General features: G+C 70.4%; 23 protein-coding genes and 1 tRNA gene. 7 read left to right on the top strand and 17 right to left on the bottom strand.

Translation table 11 applies throughout. The features are described from left to right. Positions 1 to 261: 261 nt before the first annotated feature. Together ACFXB5_RS43845 and ACFXB5_RS43840 are read right to left on the bottom strand one after the other, a co-directional pair. Positions 262 to 1038, bottom strand: a complete 777-nt coding sequence (locus ACFXB5_RS43845; protein ID WP_385219322.1) for a class E sortase — start codon at positions 1036 to 1038, stop codon at positions 262 to 264. A 153-nt stretch (positions 1039 to 1191) separates the two neighbouring features. After that, a complete protein-coding gene (locus ACFXB5_RS43840; RefSeq protein ID WP_385219320.1) occupies positions 1192 to 2544 on the bottom strand; it encodes a DUF445 domain-containing protein in 1353 nt (450 codons plus the stop codon). 247 nt (positions 2545 to 2791) lie between these two features. On the opposite strand from ACFXB5_RS43840, the gene ACFXB5_RS43835 reads away from it, so the two are divergent. Next, positions 2792 to 4102: an SGNH/GDSL hydrolase family protein gene (locus ACFXB5_RS43835; protein WP_385219318.1), complete on the top strand. Its 1311-nt coding sequence runs from the start codon at positions 2792 to 2794 to the stop codon at positions 4100 to 4102. Positions 4103 to 4295: 193 nt separating this feature from the next. Here the strand turns inward: ACFXB5_RS43835 and ACFXB5_RS43830 are convergent, their stop codons facing one another. The 4 genes from ACFXB5_RS43830 to ACFXB5_RS43815 all read right to left on the bottom strand — a co-directional run bounded on the left by ACFXB5_RS43830 (position 4296) and on the right by ACFXB5_RS43815 (position 7790). After that, positions 4296 to 5081 carry a DUF1707 domain-containing protein gene (locus ACFXB5_RS43830; protein ID WP_385219316.1) on the bottom strand — a complete coding sequence of 262 codons (786 nt, stop codon included), beginning with the start codon at positions 5079 to 5081 and terminating at the stop codon, positions 4296 to 4298. Positions 5082 to 5165: 84 nt separating this feature from the next. Continuing rightward, positions 5166 to 6173 carry an ATP-binding cassette domain-containing protein gene (locus ACFXB5_RS43825; protein WP_385219314.1) on the bottom strand — a complete coding sequence of 336 codons (1008 nt, stop codon included), beginning with the start codon at positions 6171 to 6173 and terminating at the stop codon, positions 5166 to 5168. 5 nt (positions 6174 to 6178) lie between these two features. Further along, a complete protein-coding gene (locus tag ACFXB5_RS43820) occupies positions 6179 to 6943 on the bottom strand; it encodes an ABC transporter permease (protein WP_385219325.1) in 765 nt (254 codons plus the stop codon). Positions 6944 to 6989: 46 nt separating this feature from the next. After that, positions 6990 to 7790 (bottom strand): ABC transporter permease, encoded by an 801-nt coding sequence (locus ACFXB5_RS43815; protein WP_385219312.1) that lies wholly within the window; start codon positions 7788 to 7790, stop codon positions 6990 to 6992. Between the two features lie 301 nt (positions 7791 to 8091). Here ACFXB5_RS43815 and ACFXB5_RS43810 point away from each other — a divergent pair, with 301 nt between their 5' ends. Further along, a complete protein-coding gene (locus ACFXB5_RS43810; protein WP_385219310.1) occupies positions 8092 to 10440 on the top strand; it encodes a transglycosylase domain-containing protein in 2349 nt (782 codons plus the stop codon). Between the two features lie 249 nt (positions 10441 to 10689). Here the strand turns inward: ACFXB5_RS43810 and ACFXB5_RS43805 are convergent, their stop codons facing one another. Then, positions 10690 to 10992: a co-chaperone GroES gene (locus ACFXB5_RS43805; protein WP_198270465.1), complete on the bottom strand. Its 303-nt coding sequence runs from the start codon at positions 10990 to 10992 to the stop codon at positions 10690 to 10692. 127 nt (positions 10993 to 11119) lie between these two features. Beyond that, positions 11120 to 11482 carry a DUF3618 domain-containing protein gene (locus ACFXB5_RS43800; protein WP_385219308.1) on the bottom strand — a complete coding sequence of 121 codons (363 nt, stop codon included), beginning with the start codon at positions 11480 to 11482 and terminating at the stop codon, positions 11120 to 11122. A 152-nt stretch (positions 11483 to 11634) separates the two neighbouring features. On the opposite strand from ACFXB5_RS43800, the gene bcp reads away from it, so the two are divergent. From bcp to ACFXB5_RS43780, 4 genes are all read left to right on the top strand, one after another. Then, the gene (gene bcp / locus ACFXB5_RS43795) at positions 11635 to 12102 is read left to right on the top strand and encodes a thioredoxin-dependent thiol peroxidase (protein ID WP_385219306.1); all 468 of its coding nucleotides are present in this window, start codon (positions 11635 to 11637) and stop codon (positions 12100 to 12102) included. A 287-nt stretch (positions 12103 to 12389) separates the two neighbouring features. After that, positions 12390 to 12866, top strand: a complete 477-nt coding sequence (locus ACFXB5_RS43790; protein WP_385219304.1) for a hypothetical protein — start codon at positions 12390 to 12392, stop codon at positions 12864 to 12866. Then, complete coding sequence (locus tag ACFXB5_RS43785; protein WP_385219302.1) at positions 12866 to 13285, top strand: HNH endonuclease; 420 nt, start codon at positions 12866 to 12868, stop codon at positions 13283 to 13285. Before ACFXB5_RS43790 ends, ACFXB5_RS43785 begins: the two co-directional genes overlap by 1 nt. A gap of 54 nt (positions 13286 to 13339) precedes the next feature. Continuing rightward, positions 13340 to 13423: transfer RNA gene (locus ACFXB5_RS43780), tRNA-Leu, on the top strand. A 64-nt stretch (positions 13424 to 13487) separates the two neighbouring features. Here ACFXB5_RS43780 and rdgB read toward each other — a convergent pair. The 4 genes from rdgB to ACFXB5_RS43760 all read right to left on the bottom strand — a co-directional run bounded on the left by rdgB (position 13488) and on the right by ACFXB5_RS43760 (position 15698). Further along, positions 13488 to 14123: an RdgB/HAM1 family non-canonical purine NTP pyrophosphatase gene (gene rdgB / locus ACFXB5_RS43775; protein ID WP_385219300.1), complete on the bottom strand. Its 636-nt coding sequence runs from the start codon at positions 14121 to 14123 to the stop codon at positions 13488 to 13490. Between the two features lie 46 nt (positions 14124 to 14169). Further along, positions 14170 to 14565 carry a hypothetical protein gene (locus tag ACFXB5_RS43770; RefSeq protein WP_385219298.1) on the bottom strand — a complete coding sequence of 132 codons (396 nt, stop codon included), beginning with the start codon at positions 14563 to 14565 and terminating at the stop codon, positions 14170 to 14172. Between the two features lie 80 nt (positions 14566 to 14645). After that, positions 14646 to 15377 carry a ribonuclease PH gene (rph, locus tag ACFXB5_RS43765; RefSeq protein WP_385219296.1) on the bottom strand — a complete coding sequence of 244 codons (732 nt, stop codon included), beginning with the start codon at positions 15375 to 15377 and terminating at the stop codon, positions 14646 to 14648. Between the two features lie 87 nt (positions 15378 to 15464). Further along, positions 15465 to 15698 carry a glucose PTS transporter subunit EIIB gene (locus ACFXB5_RS43760; protein ID WP_385219294.1) on the bottom strand — a complete coding sequence of 78 codons (234 nt, stop codon included), beginning with the start codon at positions 15696 to 15698 and terminating at the stop codon, positions 15465 to 15467. Between the two features lie 197 nt (positions 15699 to 15895). Between ACFXB5_RS43760 and ACFXB5_RS43755 the strand changes: the two genes are divergently transcribed. Next, on the top strand, positions 15896 to 17146 hold the full coding sequence (locus ACFXB5_RS43755; protein ID WP_037962145.1) for a PTS transporter subunit EIIC: 1251 nt from the start codon (positions 15896 to 15898) through the stop codon (positions 17144 to 17146). Between the two features lie 99 nt (positions 17147 to 17245). Here the strand turns inward: ACFXB5_RS43755 and ACFXB5_RS43750 are convergent, their stop codons facing one another. From ACFXB5_RS43750 to ACFXB5_RS43730, 5 genes are all read right to left on the bottom strand, one after another. Beyond that, positions 17246 to 17998 (bottom strand): MBL fold metallo-hydrolase, encoded by a 753-nt coding sequence (locus ACFXB5_RS43750; RefSeq protein WP_385219292.1) that lies wholly within the window; start codon positions 17996 to 17998, stop codon positions 17246 to 17248. A gap of 187 nt (positions 17999 to 18185) precedes the next feature. Further along, the gene (locus tag ACFXB5_RS43745; RefSeq protein ID WP_201856676.1) at positions 18186 to 19136 is read right to left on the bottom strand and encodes a PLP-dependent cysteine synthase family protein; all 951 of its coding nucleotides are present in this window, start codon (positions 19134 to 19136) and stop codon (positions 18186 to 18188) included. Then, positions 19136 to 19414, bottom strand: a complete 279-nt coding sequence (locus ACFXB5_RS43740) for a MoaD/ThiS family protein (protein WP_385219291.1) — start codon at positions 19412 to 19414, stop codon at positions 19136 to 19138. The genes ACFXB5_RS43745 and ACFXB5_RS43740 overlap by 1 nt, the downstream gene beginning before the upstream one ends. 93 nt (positions 19415 to 19507) lie before the next feature. Continuing rightward, positions 19508 to 19624 carry a putative leader peptide gene (locus ACFXB5_RS43735; protein ID WP_014061047.1) on the bottom strand — a complete coding sequence of 39 codons (117 nt, stop codon included), beginning with the start codon at positions 19622 to 19624 and terminating at the stop codon, positions 19508 to 19510. 91 nt (positions 19625 to 19715) lie between these two features. Further along, positions 19716 to 20141 carry a Mov34/MPN/PAD-1 family protein gene (locus ACFXB5_RS43730; RefSeq protein ID WP_385219289.1) on the bottom strand — a complete coding sequence of 142 codons (426 nt, stop codon included), beginning with the start codon at positions 20139 to 20141 and terminating at the stop codon, positions 19716 to 19718. Positions 20142 to 20227: the final 86 nt, after the last annotated feature.

Here is a 20227-nt window from a genome sequence, read left to right as displayed (position 1 = left end):
GGGGGGGGGTGCGCCGCGGGGCGGCTCCGCGGGGGGGGCGCCCCGGCCCCCGCCGGCGCCGCGGACGATCGACGGCAGGTCGGGGCACTTCCAGCGGAGCGCCTACGGGGTGTCCGGCGGAGCCGCGTGGCAGGCACTCCGCCCCAGGCCCCGGGGTCTGGGGCGGAGCCCCGCACGCGGCGGAGCCGCATATCGTCAGGTGTCGGGAAAGGGCGGGGAGGGGAACAGACCGCCGCAGGCGTCACGACCACCGGACACCCCCTAGCGGCCCCCGCCGGCATCCCGTGGGGCGGCCGCCCGCAGCCGGGCCCAGACCACCAGGCGATAGCGGGAGGTGAATTCGGGGGTGCAGGTCGTCAGCGTGAGGTAGTAGCCCGGCTCGGTGTAGCGGTAGCGGGGATGGGCGGAGCTGTACGGGACCCGCGCGATCACCGTGCCGTCGGCGGGCGAGGTACGCGGCAGGGTGCGCTCGATCACATACGTATAGCGGGCGTCGGCGGTGTCGATGCGCACCGTGTCGCCCGCGCGCACCTCGTCCAGTTGCCGGAAAGGCTCGCCGTGGGTGTTGCGGTGGCCCGCGAGGGCGACGTTGCCCGCCTGGCCCGGCTGGGCGGTGCGCGGATAGTGGCCCACATAGCCCTTGTTGAGCACCGCCGCGCGGCTGATGCCCTCGGCGATGGGCACCGTAAGGCCGATACGCGGGATCCTGAGCACCGCGTACGCCTGGTCCCGGCGCGGCCCTTGGTCCCCGGTGCCGCTCCTGGCCGACCGGTCACGGTCACGGTCGCGTTCGTCCCCCTGAGCGGGATCGGAGGAGTGCGTCGCGCCCGGCGTCGGCGTCGCGGACTCCTCGGCCCCGTCCTGCCACTGCCGCTCCAGCACCGACACCTCGTGCCGTGCGTCCGCCCTCGCCTGCCGGTTGGTCCACCACAGCTGGTGGACGACGAAGAGCAGCACCACGACCCCGAGGGTGACGGCGAGCTCACCGGCCGTCCACAGTCCCCGGGCGAGCACGGCACGCCCTCCACGACGTCGCACGCGCGCACCATAGGCCAGGCCGCGCACACCTTCCAGAGCCGCGACGCGGCAATCCGCCCGGCGCCGCTAGCCAACCGCCCACGGGCCAACCGCCCACCGCCCGCACCGCCATGCGCCCACCACCCGCACCGCCATGCGCCCACCGCCCGCGCGCTACGCGCCCATCGCCCGCGAGACCGTATAGATCACCAGCCCGGCCAGGGCACCCACCACCGTGCCGTTGATCCGGATGAACTGCAGGTCCCGGCCGATGTGGGCCTCGATCTTCCGCGAGGTGTGGTCCGCGTCCCAGCTCGCCACCGTCTCGGTGATCAGCGAGGTGATCTCGTCCCGATACGTCGTCACCACATAGACGGCGGCGTCCTCCAGCCAGCCGTCGATCTTGTCCCGCAGCCGTTGGTCCGTCATCATCCGCCCGCCCAGCGAGAGAATCGCCGCCCGCGCCCGCTGCCGCAGCTCGCTGCGCTCGTCCTCCGCCGCCGCGACGATCATCGCCCGCACCGAGGCCCAGGCCGAGGCGATGATGTCCTGGACGTCGCCGCGCCCCAGCACCTCGCTCTTCACCCGCTCCACCCGCAGCCGGGTGTCGGTGTCGGACTGCAGGTCCCCGGCGAAGTCAGTGAGGAAGCGGTCCAGGGCGCCGCGCGCCGGATGGCCGGGCATGTCCCGCATCTCGGTCACGAAACGCAGCAGTTCCTTGTAGACGCGCTCGCCGACCTTGCGGTCCACGAACCGGGGCGTCCAGCCGGGGGCGCCGCCGGTCACGGCCAGCATCACCGAGTCGTTGTGCTCCACCAGCCAGTCGTGGGCGCGCAGACACACCAGGTCCACGGCGCGGCGGTGGCCGCCGTCCGCGACCACCCGCTCCAGCAGCTTGCCAAGGCCCGGCGCGATCTCCTGGCTGTCGGCCCGGCGGGTGATCGCCTCGCCCACCACCGCCTGCACATCGGAGTCGCGCAGCACCGTGAGCGCGCCGCGCAGCGCGGTGGCCAGCTCGGCGGTCACCCGGTCGGCGTGCTCGGGCTCGGCGAGCCAGGTGCCGAGCCGGCTGCCGATGCCGACCGCGCGCAGCCGCATCCGTACGACGTCGCCGGAGAGGAAGTTCTCCCCGACGAACTCCCCGAGGCTGGCCCCGAGCTGGTCCTTCTTGGTGGGGATGATCGCCGTATGGGGGATCGGCAGCCCCATGGGCCGCCGGAAGAGCGCGGTGACCGCGAACCAGTCGGCCAGGGCGCCCACCATGCCCGCCTCGGCGGCCGCGGCCACATAGCCGGGCCAGCCGCCGATGCCGGAGGACCGAGCCCAGGTGGCGAGCACGTACAGCAGTGCGACGCCGAGCAGCAGTCCGGTGGCGAACGCCTTCATCCGGCGCACCCCGCGCCGCCGTTCGACGTCGAGGGGGCTGTCCGTGACGAAGGGCACAGCCGCGCCCCGAGACGGCGGGGCCGCCGTCTCACCTGTCGTTCTTCGCTCCATACGCTCCACCCGGTCGACCCGTCTCCCCATGCATTGTCTCTTTCCGGTCTCAGTCGCCCATGTGTGGAACGAACGGTGAGTTCCCGTCGTCTGTCTGGGGGAGCGACCCAGCACATTGGGGGCAGGCCGACAGGCGGAGCCGGGTCCCACCATGGGATCATGGGAGACCGACCGGACCGCATCGGCATTGCCGGATACCACCCGCCGTCCCCGTCCACTTCCGGAGCCTCGGGCTCCGTCTGCCCGAGGAGACAACCCGCCCATGAGCATGCCCCCAATGCCCAGACGCACGGGGTATGCCGTGCTCGCTGCGCTGGCGGCTGTGGTGATCCTCGTCTCCACCGCGATATTCATCGGGCTCGGTGGCGACAAGGGCGGTTCGGACCCCCGTGCGCAGGGGGCCCGTGGCTCGGCCGCCCCGGCCTCGGCCGGTGCCTGGGTGGGCACCTGGTCGACCTCGGCCGCGGCCGCCGAGCCGAGGACGCTGCGCGGCGGCCTCTCGGGCATGTCGATACGGAACGTGGTGCACACCAGCATCGGCGGCACCAGCACCCGCATCCAGCTCTCGAACTTCTACAGCAACCGTCCGCTGACGATCACGCATGCCTCGGTGGCGCTGGCCGCCGCGCCCAGCAACCCCACCGCGGCCGCCGGCACCATGCGCCGTCTCACCTTCAACAACCGCACCTGGGTGACGATCCCGCCCGGTAAGGCCGCCACCAGCGACCCGGTGCGGCTCGCCGTCCCGGACGCGGCCGATCTGCTGGTCACCACCTACACCCCGCAGGCGGCCGGCTCCGTGACCTACCATCCGCACGCCCGCCAGACGTCGTACATGGCGCGTGGCGACCGTACGGAGGACACGGCGGGCGCCGCCTACACCCAGCAGAGCCCGTACTGGCGCTATCTGACCGGTGTGGACGTGTGGTCCAAGCAGGCCGAGGGCGCGGTCGCGGTGCTGGGCGACTCGATCACCGACGGCATCACCTCCACCGCCGGGGCCAACCACCGGTGGACCGACTTTCTCTCCGAGCGGCTGCGCAGCGAGCCCGGGGCGCCCCGCTTCGGCGTGCTCAACCAGGGCATCAGCGGAAACCGCGTGCTGAGCGACGGCACACAGTTCCCGCCCAACAACCCCAGCGGGCTGTCCCGCTTCGACCGTGACGTGCTGTCCCGTACGGGCGTCAAGGCCGTGATCATCGAGCTGGGCGTCAACGACATACTCCGCATCCCTCACCAGACCGACCCCAACCGGATCGTGTGGGGCCTGAAGCGGCTGACCGAGCAGGCCCACGCCCGGGGCCTGCGGGTCATCGGAGCCACCCTGACGCCCTTCTACGGGCACCGCGGCTACACCCCCCGGCTGGACGCCGTGCGCGAGCAGGTCAACGCGCAGATCCGCGCCGGGCGGGTCTTCGACGAGGTCGTGGACTTCGACAAGGCGCTGCGCGACCCGATCAGCCCGCTGCGGCTGCGCCCGATGTTCGACTCGGGCGACCATCTGCACCCCAGCGACGACGGCTACCGCGCGATGGCGCGGGCGCTGGACCTGGACCACCTGCGGGGCCGCACGGCGGCCGAGCTCTAGAGAGCTCCGCAGAGAGGGCCTGAGCGGCCTCGCCGACGTCCGGTGCGGTTCGGTTGCGCCCCGAAGGGGCGCGCGGCTGTGTCGATGTGCGGCTCCGCCGCGGCTGTGTCGATATGCGGCTCCGCCGCGTGGGACCAGCCACGACGGCGCCGCAGTCGGCCGACGACGCATCGCGACACTTCCAGCGGAGCGCTTAGTCCTCGCGGCGCTCCTTCTCCAGGGACAGCCGCCGCTCCTCGCGCTCATCGCGCCGCGCGCCCCGCAGCTCCCGGCGCTCGGCGCGCAGCTCCTCCCGGTGCTCGGCCTTCAGCCGGCGGCGCTCCTCCTTCATGCGCTTGTGCTCCTCCTTGCGGAGCTTGCGCTCGACGCTGACCCCACCGAAGATCGCGAGGCCGGTGACGGTCACCCGGGGCCCGGTGGGATCCCCGTCGGCGGATCCGGTGTGGTCGAAGCCACCCATGAGACCGATGCCGCTGACATGCGTCTCCAGGTCCGGCGGGACGATGATCTCCACCCCACCCATGAGGGCGAAGCAGCGGATCACCACATCGCGGTCCTCGAACCGGGCCTCGCGCAGATCGATCTCACCGCCGCCCATGACGGTGAGGGCGGTGAAGGCACGCGGGACGGTCCACGTCCCCTTGCGCTGGAAGCCACCCATGATCGCCACGGCCCACTTCGAGGTCGGGGTGCCGCCGATCCGCTCGGCCCAGCCGGTGCGGTCGGCGGGGGACGGCGGGGCCGGAGCGGCGCCGCCGGGCACCGGGAGGTCCCGTACCAGCGGCTCCAGCTCGCCGTGGGTGCGCGCCGCGTAGGCCGCGCCCAGCCGCTCCTCGAACTCCTCCATGTCCAGGCGGCCTTCGGCGACCGCCTCACGGAGGACCTCGGCGATCCGCTCACGCTCGGCGTCCGATGCCCGCATCCCGGCCGGGTCCGGGAGGTCGGGGCTCGCCCCCTGGGAAGAACCAGCGCTCGTCATACGGACAGACTAATGGCGGGCACCGGCCCTGGCCCCTCTCACACACCGTGCCCTCGTCGTTCTCGCACACCGCGTCCTTGCCCACTACATGGTCCGCCCCACCCGGTCCTCCGCCCCGTGCAGCATCCGCGCGATGACGTCCTCGATCTCGGGCTCGCGCACCGAGAGGTCCACCAGCGGGCAGCCGTCGGCGACCGCCGCGACGATCGGCGCCGCGCTGCTGGTCGCCGGGAAGGCCAGCCACTGCCGGGGCCCCTCGACCCGCACCGTCCGGGCGCCGGGGACCTCGATGGGCGGCAGCTCCCGCTCCAGGTCGACCACGAGGGTGCGTTCGCTCTCCCCCACCGCGTGCAGCTCGTCCAGCCCACCGTCGTAGACCAGCCGCCCGTGGTCGATGACCATCACCCGCTTGCACAGCAGCTCGATATCGGTCAGATCGTGGGTGGTGAGCAGCACCGTGGTGCCCTGCTCGGCGTTCACATCGCGCAGGAACTCCCGCACCTTCGCCTTGCTGACCACATCGAGCCCGATGGTCGGCTCGTCGAGATAGAGCACCTCGGGGTCGTGCAGCAGGGCGGCCGCGATGTCGCCGCGCATCCGCTGGCCGAGCGAGAGCTGACGCACCGGCACGTCCAACAGCGCGCCGAGGTTGAGCAGTTCCACACAGCGGTCCAGGTTGTGCCGGTAGCGGTCGTCGGGGATCCGGTACATCCGCCGCACCAGCGCGTACGAATCGCGCAGCGGCAGGTCCCACCACAGGGTGGTGCGCTGCCCGAAGACCACCCCGATCCGGCGCGCGAGCCTCGTCCGCTCCCTGGAGGGGTCGATTCCGGCGACCCTGAGCCGTCCGCCGCTGGGCACCAGGATCCCGGTCAGCATCTTGATGGTGGTGGACTTCCCGGCGCCGTTCGGACCGATGTAGCCCACCATCTCGCCGCGCGGCACCCGGAAGCTGATGCCGTCCACGGCGCGCACCTCACGGCGCTCACGGCGCATCAGCCCCACCTTGCGCCGCACCTGGAAGACCTTTTCGACGCCGTCGAGCTCGATCAGATCGTCCACGCCGCTCCCCGAGCCATTCCCCACGACCATTCCCCTCAGCTCCCCGTGCTCTGATACGCCCGCAGCCCCGCCCGCCAGGCCAGCCCCGCCACCGCACAGCAGCCGCCCGCGACCAGCGGCGCCGCGAAGCCGATCCAGGCCGGGAGCCCCAGCGGATCGGGGCGGCCCAGGATGTACAGCGCCGGGAGCCAGTTGACGAAGGCCAGCGGGATGACGAAGGTGACGCCCCGCAGCAGCTCCTTGCCGAAGACCGTCGGCGGGTACTCCAGCAGCGTGGTCCCGCCGAAGGTGAAGGCGCTCTGCACCTCGGAGGCGTCCTTGGCCCAGAACTGGAAGGCGCCGCCGAGTACGAACAGCGCCCCGAAGATGGCGCCCCCGCTCATCAGCATCACCGGCATCAGCAGCGCCCGGTCCACCGTCCAGTCGATGTCCAGCCGGGCCAGCGACCAGCCGAGCACCACCGCCCCCTGGGTGATCCGGCCCAGCCGGCGCAGCGCGAAGCGGTCGGCGGCCACCTGGGCGAGTATCGGCACCGGCCGCACCAGCAGGGTGTCCATCGTGCCGTCGCGCACCCGCTGGCCCAGCCGGCCCATGGTGCCCAGCAGGAGATCGGCGAGGCCGAAGGCGACGCTGGTGGTGCCGTAGAGGAAGGCGACCTCGTCCAGGGTGAAGCCACCCAGCTCCCCGATGTGGGTGAACATCAAGGTGATCGTGACGAAGTCCAGCCCGGTCGCGAGGAAGTTCCCCAGCGTCATGATCAGGAACGAGGTGCGGTACGCCATCGTGGAGCGCACCCACATCCCGACGATCAGGCCGTAGGCCCGCAGCCCGTTGGACACGGCGGACTCAGCCACCCTGGACCACCACCTTCCGGGTCGCCACCGACTGCAGCGCCCGCCCGGCCGCCAGCAGCGCCACCGCCCACCCCGCCTGGAAGGCGAACGCCCCCAGCAGCCCCGGCCCCCGGCGCTCCTCCAGGAAGACGTCCGCGGGCACCTGGAGCATCGCCGCCCAGGGCAGCGCGCGGGCGATCTCGCCCAGCTGGCCGGGGAAGACGTTGAGCGGCAGGATCATCCCGGAGAAGAACAGGCACAGCAGCCCGCTCAGCATGGACAGCCCCGTCCCGTCGAGCAGCCAGAAGGAGGCGAGCGCCACCAGATAGCGCACCGCGAAGCCGACGCACACCGCGAGCGCCACGGCGAGCAGGAACCACAGCCAGGTCAAGGGCGAGGCGGGTAGCCGGAGTTCGAACACCAGCGCCCCGACGGTCATCGGCACCACACCGCGCCCCAGCAGCTGGAACAGCGCCCGGCCGAGCTCGGTGGCCAGCCACCACATCTGGAGGTCGACCGGGCGGTAGAGGTCCACGGCGATGTCCCCGGAGCGGATGCGCTCCTGGAGCTCCTCCTGGAAGCCGCCGCCCATCAGCGCCACGGCCGCCAGCAGCGCCTGGCCGAGCCAGACGAAGGTCAGCGCCTGGGCGAGGTCGTAGCCGCCGAGGTGCGGCCGCTCGTCCCACAGCGCGGTATAGGTGTAGGCGAGGATGAAGCCGAAAACCGTGTTGGTGAAGACCCCGGCCACCGTGGCGACCCGATACGTCGCGTAGCGTTTGAAGCCGCTGACCGCGACGGCCGCGTACAGCCGCATCCGCTCCTGCCTCCCTCCCCGACCGCACCGCCCGACCGGCCCGACCGCCACCGCCCCGAACGGCGCCAAAATCCGGAGCCTAGTGGGGGGACGGGAGAGACGGCGAGGCATTATTCACCGGATGGTGTGAGCGGAATCATCCATTCGACCGGTCACAGACCAGTCACAGGTGCGCGCCTCGTCCTCGGCCCGGAACGGATGATGCGACAGTGTTTTATCGGGCGTACGACGCGAATCGCCCGACCGTGCACGATCCTGCCGCCGCACAACCCTCGACGGCGGCCGAGGAGTCTCAGGAGACATGAGCGACGAGCCCCAGTTGATCGATGGCGGCGCGGCCGGAACGGGTGACCGGCCCGGCACCGACGATGGCAACCACGACACGCCGCACCGTGCGGACGGCCTGACGGTGACGGCGGGCAAACCGGCCAAGGGCAGAAAGGGGCGTCCCCAGCGCACCGGATGGCGCCGTCTGCTGCCCACCTGGCGCATGGTCCTCGGGGGTTTCCTGCTGATCGTCCTGCTGGTCGCGGGCGGGCTCGTCACCGGCTATCTGCTCGTCGACATCCCCCCGGCCAACAAGGCCGCCATCGCCCAGAGCAATGTCTTCCTCTACTCCGACGGCTCCCAGCTGGCCCGCGAGGGCACGGTCAACCGGGAGAGCGTGCAGCTCAGCCAGGTGCCCAAGCGGATCCAGCACGCGGTGCTGGCCGCCGAGGACCGGGACTTCTACTCGGAGTCGGCCATCGACCCCCAGGCGATGCTCCGGGCCGCCTGGAACACCGCCACCGGCAAGGGCAAGCAGTCCGGCTCCACCATCACCCAGCAGTATGTGAAGAACTACTACCTGGACCAGGAGCAGACGGTCTCCCGCAAGGCCAAGGAGTTCTTCATCGCGATCAAGCTGGACCGCGAGGTGAGCAAGGACAAGATCCTCGAGGGCTACCTCAACACCAGCTACTTCGGGCGCAACGCCTACGGCATCCAGGCCGCCGCCCAGGCGTACTACGGCAAGGACATCGGCGAGCTCGACACCGCCCAGGGCGCGTACCTCGCCACCCTGCTGAACGCCCCCAGCTCCTACGACATCGTCGCCCATCCGCAGAACAAGGGCCGGGCCGTGGCCCGCTGGAACTACGTGCTCGACGGCATGGTGAAGAAGCACTGGCTGACCAGGGCCGAGCGGCAGAAGATGACCTTCCCCGGCCCCTCCGAGGCCAAGGCCCCCTCCGGCATGTCCGGCCAGCGCGGCTATCTCATCGAAGCCGTCGAGGACTACCTCACCAGCAACGGGATCATCGACGAGCAGACCCTGGCGCGCGGCGGCTACCGCATCACCACCACGATCGACAAGGACAAGCAGGACGCCTTCACGGAGGCCGTGCGCGACCGGCTGATGAGCAAGCTCGGCAAGGACCGCAAGGTCGACTCCTACGTCCGCGCGGGCGGCGCCTCGATCGATCCGAAGACCGGGAAGGTCGTCGCCCTCTACGGCGGGATCGACTACACCAAGCAGTTCGTCAACAACGCGACCCGCCGTGACTACCAGGTGGGGTCCACCTTCAAGCCATTCGTGTTCACCTCGGCGGTGCGCTACGGGGCCACCACCCAGGACGGCCAGACGATCACCCCGGACACCCTCTACAACGGCGACAACAAGCGCGAGGTCATCGGCGCCGACGGGCCCACCGGCTACTCCCCCGCCAACGAGGACGACGTGGACTACGGCGACATCGACGTCACCACGGCCACCGACAACTCCGTGAACTCGGTGTACGCGCAGATGGCCGAGGACGTCGGCCCCTCCAAGGTCAAGCAGACCGCCATCGACCTGGGCGTCCCCAAGAGCACCCCCGATCTGCACGCCTCCCCCTCGATCGCGCTCGGCCCCGCCACCGCGAGCGTGCTGGACATGACCGAGGCGTACGCGACCCTCGCCAACCACGGCGAGCACGGCCGGTACAGCCTGGTCGAGGAGGTCACCAAGGACGGGGCGCGGATCAAGCTCCCGGCGCGGGAGAGCCGCCAGGCCATCCCGCGCAGCGCCGCCGACACCACCACCTCGATACTGCAGAGCGTCGTCGACGGCGGCACCGGCACCGCCGCCCAGGCCGCCGAGCGCCCGGCGGCGGGCAAGACCGGCACCGCGGAGGAGGACAAGGCCGCCTGGTTCGCGGGCTACACCCCGGATCTCGCGACCGTGGTCGCGGTGATGGGCCAGGACTCCAATACGGGCGTGCAGAAGTCGCTGTACGGGGCGACGGGCCTGGAACGGATCAACGGCGGCGGCTACCCCGCCGAGATCTGGGCCCAGTACACGGCGGGGGCGCTGGAGGGCAAGGAACCGGCCGAGTTCGATCTACGGCTGGAGGACGGCGCGGACACCCCCGACGGCTCCGAGACCCAGCAGCCTCCGGGCTCCCTGCCGCCGGTGGTCACCTCTCCCCCGACCGACGCGCCGCCGGACACCTCGGTCCCCACGGCGCCGACGTACACCCCACCGACCCTGCCCACAACGCCCCCGACGATCCCCACCCCGCCGACGGACTTCCCCACCGGCGGCCCGACCACCGAACCCGGCCCCGGCGGCCCCGGCGACCCAGGCGGCCCGGGCGACCCCGGCGACCCAGGAGGCCCAGTGGGCGGCTGAGAGACGCCCCATAGGGGCGCGGGGAACCGCGCGACCAGCCACGACGGCGCCGCAGTCGATCGACGGCAGGCCGGGGCACATCCTGCGGAGCGTTTACGGGGTGCCCGGCGGTCTTGACGCCTGCGGCGGGCTGATCCCCTCCCCGCCCCTTCCCGAACTGGGGCTCCGCCCCAGACCCCAGGGGCAAAGCCCCTGCCACGTGGCAGAGCCGCATATCCATGCCGCGGGAAGGGGTGGGGGAAAGTAGCTCTACAGGTAGAGCCCCGTGGAGTCGTCCGCGCCCTCCAGCCGCTCGGCGGCCACGGCGTGCAGATCGCGCTCCCGCATCAGTACGTAGGCGACCCCGCGGACCTCGACCTCGGCCCGGTCCTCCGGGTCGTAGAGCACCCGGTCACCGGGCTCCACGGTCCGTACGCTCTGCCCGACCGCGACCACCTCGGCCCAGGCCAGCCGCCGGCCGACCGCCGCGGTGGCGGGGATGACGATTCCGCCGGACGACCGGCGCTCGCCCTCCGGGATGTCGGTGCGGACCAGCACGCGGTCGTGCAGCATCCGGATGGGCAGCTTGTCATGGGTCGTGTTCGCACTCACGCCATGACCGTACCTGGCCGGAGGGCGGGATGACGCCTCAGGGCCGGAGCCCGCCGCCAAGCCCGCCGCCGAGCCCGCCGTCCTTCCCTCACCGGCGCCACTTGGCGCACCACGAGGAGCGGGACGTCTTGGCGGACCGGGAGGACTTGGCCGAGAGCGCGAGCAGGCCGACCAGCCCGGCCACGAGCAGCGCGGCCGGCACGATCCGCTCCATGCGGGGCCCGCCCTCCTCGGACACCAGCTGGCCGCGTACGCCCGTCACCACTCGGTTGACGGACACATAGGCCCGCCCGGCGGTCCGGTCCACGGCCGACGCCGCCTTCGCCTTCGCGTCCCCGATGATCGTCTTCGGGTGCACCCGCACCCCGATCTCGTCGAGCGTCACGGCGAGCTCCTGCCGCCTGCGGGCGATGTCCGCCTCGATCTGCGCAGGGGTCCTGGCATCCGACACCGCGCTGCCTCCGTCAATCTCGATGATTCAGTCTCGATGATTCGTAGTGGACAGTCTGTCAGCTCGACCTCCGCACCGCCCCACGGCACCCCCGGACGGGAAGCTGGCTAATGTCGGGTGTGTACCCCCGATGCCACGAGGAGCACCAGACCATGAGCGAGCGACTGCAGCCCGGCGACACCGCCCCCGACTTCACCCTCCCCGACGCGGACGGCAAGCAGGTCTCGCTCGCCGAGCACGCCGGCCGCAAGGTGATCGTCTATTTCTACCCCGCAGCCCTCACCCCCGGCTGCACCAAGCAGGCGTGCGACTTCACCGACAACCTCGAGTTCCTCTCCGGCCACGGCTACGACGTCATCGGCATCTCCCCCGACAAGCCGGAGAAGCTGGCCAAGTTCCGCGCCCAGGAGGGCCTGAAGGTCACCCTGCTCGCCGACCCCTCCAAGGAGACCCTGGAGGCGTACGGCGCCTTCGGCGAGAAGAAGCTCTACGGCAAGACGGTGACGGGCGTGATCCGCTCCACCGTCATCGTGGACGAGCAGGGCAAGGTCGAGCGCGCCCTGTACAACGTGAAGGCCACCGGCCACGTCGCCAAGATCATCAAAGACCTGGGCCTCTGACCCCCGCTCTCCTAAAGCGGGTGTCGCAGGTTCGAATCCTGCCGGGGCACCAGCCGAAACGCCCTGGACCGATCACAGTCCGGGGTGACACGCGGACCGGCTGGACCTCGGCCGGAACCTGTTCGTAGCCGGCCTCAGGGCATCGGCCCGGCCGGGACGATCGAACTCCGCCTGCGAGGTCCCGCACCCGAGGTGCGGGAGCTCGGGCTTGTCACGCGTAACCGATGGGCGAGCAATTCGTTACTCAGTGCGATGACGCGACATACGGTCGCACCGTGAGGGGGACCATGCGAGCCGAATACACGTGCGAAGCACTTGCCGAAGCGGTGACCCGCTCATCGAGCTGGGCCGAACTCATGCGCGTGCTAGAGGTCAAGGCCAGCGGTGGCAGGCGTCGGGCCCTGCAGCAACTCGTGGCAGCACATGCCATCGACACCAGCCACTTCAAGCAGCGCAGCCCGTGGAGCAAGTATTCCGACATGGCGATCGCCGAAGCCGTGGCGACGTCGACCACGTTGCGCGAAGTGGTCGAGAAGCTGGGGACACGCCCAGCGACGGGGACGCTGTCACACATCCGCAGACGAATCGCGGCATCCGGCATCGATATCAGCCACATCGCCGGGCTGAACCGACCGCACATCGACTTGCCCTTCAGTCACAACCAGCTGAGAGAAGCCGCCCTGTCCGGGGACAGTATCCGGTCCGTTTCCCCGAGGGTCCCCTTCAAACAGCCGTCGCGGACAGCACGAGCTATGCCGAGGTGATGCGCGCCCTGGCCCTGCCGGTCAACGACTCCAACCACCGTCGTGTGCACCGCCAGACGGTCCGATTGGGCCTGGACACCACACACTTCAAGCGGCGCACTCGGCGCCAGGCCCGAGCGGTGGCGTCGAAGCCCGTGGCGGATGAGGTGCTCCGGGTCCGTCCGCCGGGTGCTCCTCGTACCAACCACTCCCGGCTTCGTAAGGGCCTGGATGAAATCGGCCGCCCGTACAGGTGCGCGCGGTGCGGCAACACAGGCCAGTGGCAAGGGGTGAGCATGACGCTGCAGATTGATCACGTGAACGGCGACTGGCTCGATAACCGCCCCGAAAACCTGCGGTACCTCTGCCCGAATTGCCACGCGATCACGGACACGTGGTGCGGCCGGAATCGCGGGCGTAGACCCCGAGCTGCCACCTAGCGCCTACGCGAAGTGACCTGCCCGCCATCAGGCCGCTACGATGGCTCACGAGGAGCGGCGGTGGCGCAACGGCGACGCAGCAGACTTAGGATCTGTGGCCCGTGACAGGGCTTGAGGGTTCGAATCCCTTCCGCCGCACCGCATACGGCCTGCGATTCATCGCTCGAATCGCAGGCCGTTATACGTTGCCGCAGCGCGGCACCTACCCCAGGAGTTCGCGCACCACCGGGGCGATGGCGCGGAACGCCTTGCCGCGGTGGCTGATGGCGTTCTTCTCGTCGGGGGTGAGTTCGGCGCAGGTGCGGGTCTCACCGTGGGGCTGGAGGATCGGGTCGTAGCCGAACCCCCCGCCGCCCACGGGCTCGTGACGGAGGGTGCCGGTGAGCCGGCCGGAGACCACGCGTTCGGTGCCGTCGGGGAGGGCGAGGGCGGCGGCGCATGCGAAGTGGGCGCCGCGGTGTTCGTCGGGGACGTCGGCAAGCTGGGCCAGCAGCAGATCCAGGTTGGCGCGGTCGTCGCCGTGCCGGCCCGACCAGCGGGCCGAGAAGATGCCGGGGGCGCCGCCGAGGACGTCCACGCACAGCCCGGAGTCGTCGGCGATGGCGGGGTGGCCGGTGGCTTGGGCCAGGGCGTGGGCCTTGAGGAGGGCGTTCTCCGCGAAGGTCACGCCGGTCTCCTTGACGTCCGGGACCTCCGGATAGGCGTCGGCGCCGACGAGTTCGACGTCGAGGCCGGTCTCGCCCAGGATCGAGCGCAGCTCGGTGATCTTGTAGGCGTTGCGGGTGGCGAGGATGAGACGGCGGGGGTGCGGAGGGTGTCCGTCAGTGCGTTGCTGCATAGCTCTCGATTATCGAGGGTGGGTGACCCGTTCCGGCCGGGGGAGGTCAGGGCGAGCAGACGTTGGTCAGCTCGCCCGCCGCGTCCTTGACCGGGCTCAGATCGGGGTCCTTGCCGCTGTCGACGGACTTCTGGACGTTGTCCACGGCCTTCTGGAGGTCGTCGATGGCCTTGCCGACGTCCGCGTTGTCGGTGCGGTCGCCCACCTTGTCGATGTCCTTGTCGAGGGCGTCCAGGATCTTGTCGGCCTGCTGCGGGTCGACGGCGGCGCCGGTCAGGGCGTCCTGGAGGTTGTCCACGTCGTTGGATATCTCGACCGCGAGCTGGGCGCAGTCCAGGGCCTTCTCCACCGCGCCGCAGCCCACGGTGACCGGCACGGCGAGCGCGACGGCGGCGAGGGCGGTGAGGGTGGTGGTACGGCGGTGACGGTGGCGCGGCGCCATGGAATGGGTCCTTCCCCGGGAAAAGGTGCTGGTACCTGACTAAACGCCAGGCGCCGCGCGACGGTTGCCCGATGCCGCCGTCAGTTCTCCTCGGCCAGTGCCGCGCGCTGGATTCCGGACAGGGTGTCACAGCCCGCCACGGCGAGGTCCAGCAGCCCGTTCAGCTCCTCGCGGGCGAAGGGCTCGCCCTCGGCGGTGCCCTGCACCTCGACGAAGCGTCCGTCACCGGTACAGACCACGTTCATGTCGGTCTCGGCGCGCACGTCCTCCTCGTAGCAGAGGTCGAGCAGCGGGACGCCGCCGACGATGCCGACGCTGACGGCGGAGACGGTGCCGGTCAGCGGCTGCCGGGTGGCCTTGATCAGCTTCTTCCCCCGGGCCCAGCCGATGGCGTCGGCCAGGGCCACATAGGCGCCGGTGATGGCGGCGGTGCGGGTGCCGCCGTCGGCCTGGAGGACATCGCAGTCCAGGACGACGGTGTTCTCGCCGAGCGCCTTGTAGTCGATGACGGCGCGCAGTGAGCGGCCGATGAGCCGGGAGATCTCATGCGTACGGCCGCCGATCTTGCCGCGGACGGACTCGCGGTCGCCTCGGGTGTTGGTGGAGCGCGGCAGCATCGCGTACTCCGCGGTGACCCAGCCCTCGCCGCTGCCTTTTCGCCAGCGCGGCACGCCCTCGGTGACGCTCGCGGTGCACAGGACCCGCGTATCGCCGAAGGAGACGAGGACCGAGCCCTCGGCATGCTTGCTCCAACCGCGCTCGATGGTCACGGGGCGGAGCTGGTCGGGGGTGCGGCCGTCGATACGAGACATGGGATGAGCCTATCGGCATCGCGAAGGGCCCCGGTCCGCGTCCGCGGCGGGGCCATTCCCGGAGGACGGCGCGACGGGGTCAGCGGCTCACATCAGGTCTTCGATCTCGGCGGCGAGGGGGTCCGCGTCGGTGCCGATGACCACCTGGATCGCGCTGCCCATCTTCACCACGCCGTGGGCGCCCGCGGCCTTCAGCAGCGCCTCGTCGACCAGGGAGACGTCCTTGACCTCGGTACGGAGCCGGGTGATGCAGCCCTCGACCTCGACGATGTTGTCGATGCCGCCGAGCCCCTCGACGATCTTCTCAGCCTTGCTGGCCATGTTCGCTCCCTGTCGTCCGTTCGCCATGCGGGAAGTGGTCTACACCATTATGTGGGCGAAGACGTTACACGTCACTTGGAACGATAGATTCCTTCATCGGATCCCTCCGTGCTACAACAGGTCTACACCACATGTGGTTTAGACCATAAAGCGGGCCGTCCCTTCCCCCGAGAGCCCGCCTCACCAGGAGGAATCCGATGAGTACGGCCACCGCCAAGGCGGCGCCCGCCCAGAAGCGGGGTGCCGGCCTGTTCCAGGGACTCCAGAAGGTCGGCCGCAGCCTTCAGCTGCCGATCGCGGTCCTGCCCGCCGCCGGAATCATGGTCCGGCTGGGACAGCCCGATGTGTTCGGCGCCGACGGACTGGGCTGGGACAAGGTCGCCGCCGTGTTCAACAACGCCGGTGGCGCGCTCACCGGCGCCCTTCCGCTGCTGTTCTGCGTCGGCGTGGCCATCGGGTTCGCCAAGAAGTCGGACGGCTCCACCGCGCTGGCCGCCGTGGTCGGGTTCCTGGTCTACAGCAAGGTGCTGGAGGCGTTCCCGGTAGCGGACGCGGTGATCCAGAAGGGCGAGGACATACCGGCCAAGTTCAACGACCCCGGGGTGCTCGGCGGCATCATCATGGGGCTGCTCACCGCGGTGCTGTGGCAGCGGTTCCACCGCACCCGGCTGGTGGACTGGCTCGGCTTCTTCAACGGCCGTCGACTGGTGCCGATCATCATGGCCTTCACCGGTATCGCGGTGGGCGTCTTCTTCGGCCTGGTCTGGGAGCCCATCGGCGACGGCATCAGCAACTTCGGCGAGTGGATGACCGGGCTCGGCTCCGCGGGATCGGCCCTCTTCGGCGCCGTCAACCGCGCCCTGATCCCGATCGGCATGCACCAGTTCGTGAACACCGTGGCCTGGTTCCAGCTCGGCGACTTCACCAACGCGGCCGGTGAGACCGTGCACGGCGACCTCAGCCGCTTCCTGGCCGGTGACCCGAGCGCGGGCATGTTCATGTCCGGCTTCTTCCCGATCATGATGTTCGGCCTGCCGGCCGCCGCCCTGGCCATGGCGCACACCGCCCGCCCCGAGCGCCGCAAGGCCGTGCTCGGCATGATGATCTCGCTGGCGCTGACCTCGTTCGTCACGGGCGTGACCGAGCCGATCGAGTTCTCGTTCATGTTCATCGCCCCGCTGCTCTATGTGATCCACGCGGTGCTGACCGCCCTCTCGATGGCGATCACCTGGGCCCTGGGCGTGCACGCGGGCTTCAACTTCTCCGCGGGGTTCATCGACTACGCGCTGAACTGGAGCCATGCCACCAAACCACTGCTGATCATCCCGGTGGGGCTGGTCTTCGCGGTGGTCTACTACGTGGTCTTCCGCTTCGCGATCACCAAGTTCGACCTGCCCACCCCGGGCCGTGAGCCCGAGGAAGAGGTCGAGGACCTCACCAAGGCGTAGACCGCTGCCGGCCCGGCGCAGAACGCCGGCCCGCGCCCCGCGCGAAGGCCCCGGAACCGAGCCGGTTCCGGGGCCTTCGCGCGGGCGGGGGCCGTGGGCCTAGACCTCGTAGACCGCGCCCGCCTTGGCCAGTTCCACCGGGCCGCCGAAGACCGCCTGGGCGTCGCGCTGGTTGATCTGGGGGTCCGTCCACGGCGGCACATGGGTGAGCACCAGGGCCCCGACCCCCGCCCGCAGCGCGTGCTCGCCCGCCTCGCGGCCGTTGAGGTGCAGCCCCGGGATGTCCTCCTTGCCGTGCGTGAAGGCCGCCTCGCACAGGAAGAGGTCGCCGCCCCGGGCCAGGTCCACCAGGGCCTCACAGGGGCCCGTGTCGCCCGAATAGACCAGCGAGCGGCCGTCGTACTCGATCCGGAAGCCGTACGCCTCCACCGGATGGCAGACGCGCTCGGCGCGGATGGTGAAGGGGCCGATCTCGAAGCTGCCGGGCGTGAGCGTGCGGAAGTCGAAGACCTCGCGCATCGACTTCTCGTCGGGCACGTCGTCGTACGCCTGGACCAACCGCCGCTCGGTGTCCTCGGGGCCGTAGACGGGGATCGCCTCGGCGCGGCCACCGTCGTGCCGGTAATAGCGCGCGACGAAGTATCCGCACATGTCGATGAAGTGATCGGGGTGGAGATGGGACAGCAGCACAGCGTCGAGGTCGTAAAGACCGCAGTGGCGCTGCAACTCGCCAAGGGCGCCATTGCCCATGTCGAGGAGCAGCCGGAAGCCGTCGGCCTCGATGAGGTAGCTCGAGCAGGCCGATTCCGCGGACGGGAACGACCCTGAGCATCCGACGACGGTGAGCTTCATGAAGCAGGAACCTCCTTGAGGGGTCCCCATGCCGAGGGCCATGGGCAGGTGCGGGGGGTCATGCGGTGCCCACGAGCGTAAGGCGCAAAAGCCCAGGCAGCTCCTCCACGGGGCCGCGTTGTGGGCGGAATCACCAGGACGGAGCCGGGTGGTGCCCGGCCCTGCCCCCCGCCCGCCGATTCGGCCCCTACGCCCAGAGCTGGCCGTGCAGCGTCTCGATCGCCTCCTCGGTGGTGGCCGCCGTGTAGACACCGGTGGAGAGGTACTTCCAGCCACCGTCGGCGACGATGAAGACCACATCGGCGCTCTGCCCGGCCGTGACCGCCTTACGGGCGACACCGAGGGCCGCGTGCAGCGCGGCCCCGGTCGAGACGCCCGCGAAGATGCCCTCCTGGGCGAGGAGTTCCCGGGTGCGGGACACCGCGTCCTCGGAACCGACGGAGAAGCGGGTGGTCAGGACGGACTCGTCGTACAGCTCGGGGACGAAGCCCTCGTCGAGGTTGCGGAGTCCGTAGACGACATCGTCGTAGCGCGGTTCGGCGGCGACGATCTGGACGTCCGGCTTGTTCTCGCGCAGGAAGCGGCCGACGCCCATCAGGGTGCCGGTGGTGCCCAGACCGGCGACGAAGTGAGTGATGGAGGGCAGGTCGGCCAGGATCTCGGGGCCGGTGGTGGCGTAGTGGGCACCGGCGTTGTCCGGGTTCCCGTACTGGTACAGCATCACCCAGTCCGGGTGCTGCCCCGACAGCTCCTTGGCCACCCGGACGGCGGTGTTGGAGCCGCCGGCGGCGGGCGAGGAGATGATCTCCGCGCCCCACATGGCGAGCAGCTGGCGCCGCTCCTCGCTGGTGTTCTCCGGCATCACGCAGACGATGCGGTAGCCCTTGAGCTTGGCCGCCATCGCGAGGGAGATCCCGGTGTTGCCGGAGGTGGGCTCGAGGATGGTGCAGCCGGGGGTCAACCGGCCGTCCTTCTCGGCCTGTTCGATCATATGGAGCGCGGGGCGGTCCTTGACCGAGCCGGTGGGGTTGCGGTCCTCCAGCTTGGCCCAGATCCGTACGTCGGAGGAGGGCGAGAGCCGCGGCAGCCCGACGAGCGGCGTATTGCCGACCGCGGCCAAGGGGCTGTCGTAGCGCATCAGAGCCTTCCGCCGGCGACGGCCGGGAGGATCGTCACATTGTCGCCGTCCGAGAGCTTGGTGGAGATGCCGTCGAGGAAGCGGACGTCCTCGTCGTTCAGATAGACGTTGACGAAACGGCGCAGCTCGCCGCCGTCGACCAGGCGCTCGTGGATCCCGGAGTGCCGGCTCTCCAGGTCGGTGAAGAGCTCGGCGAGCGTGGCCCCGCTGCCCTCGACCGCCTTCTGGCCGTCGGTGTAGGTGCGGAGGATGGTCGGGATGCGGACCTCGATGGCCATGTCTGGGCTCCTGTCGGAGGGCGGGGTGGGTTCCCGGGCCGGGAGCGGCCGGGAGGGCGTCGTCGAAGGGCGTCGGGCGTCTCGGGCGCGCGTTCAGGCGGCCACGGCGCGGCGCGGACACATCGCGCTGGCGAGCCGGCACAGGTCGACGTGGAGCCGCGCCACGAGCAGCATGCCCGGCGTCTTCTCGCTCACGTCATCGAAAACCATGGACTCATCGTATCGATTCCCGAACCGGGCTCGGGTAGGTGATCCCGTGATACGGACGGGTAGCGACCGCGATGCGAGACATAGCGGGGATTCAGCCACCCGGGACGATCTCCACCTCTTCCTCGGTGATCTCGCCGTCCACGATCCGGAAGGACCGGAACTGGAAGGGTCCCTCGTCATTGCCGCATTCGGCCGTGGAGACCAGGACGTAGTGGGCACCGGGCTCATTGGCGTAGGAGATATCGGTGCGGGAGGGGTACGCCTCGGTGGCGGTGTGCGAGTGGTAGATGACCACCGGCTCCTCGTCCCGGTCGTCCATCTCGCGGTAGAGCTTGAGCAGGTCACCCGAGTCGAACTCGTAGAAGGTGGGGGAACGGGCCGCGTTCAGCATCGGGATGAACCGCTCGGGGCGGCCGCTTCCGGCCGGGCCCGCGATCACACCGCATGCCTCGTCGGGGTGGTCGGCGCGGGCGTGCGCGACGATCTTGTCGTGGAGCGCCTGGGTGATGGTCAGCATGGCAGAAGAATAGGAAAAACAATCGGTGCGGCGCGCAGCGCCTCCGTTGAGGGTGGTGGTGGGAGACGGGCGGGCGGGCTCCGGAC

Origin of the sequence: Streptomyces sp. NPDC059455 (genome assembly GCF_042750115.1) — a bacterium.
Taxonomy (GTDB): Bacteria; Actinomycetota; Actinomycetes; order Streptomycetales; family Streptomycetaceae; genus Streptomyces; species Streptomyces endocoffeicus.
This window is presented reverse-complemented; position numbering and strand designations above follow the sequence as displayed.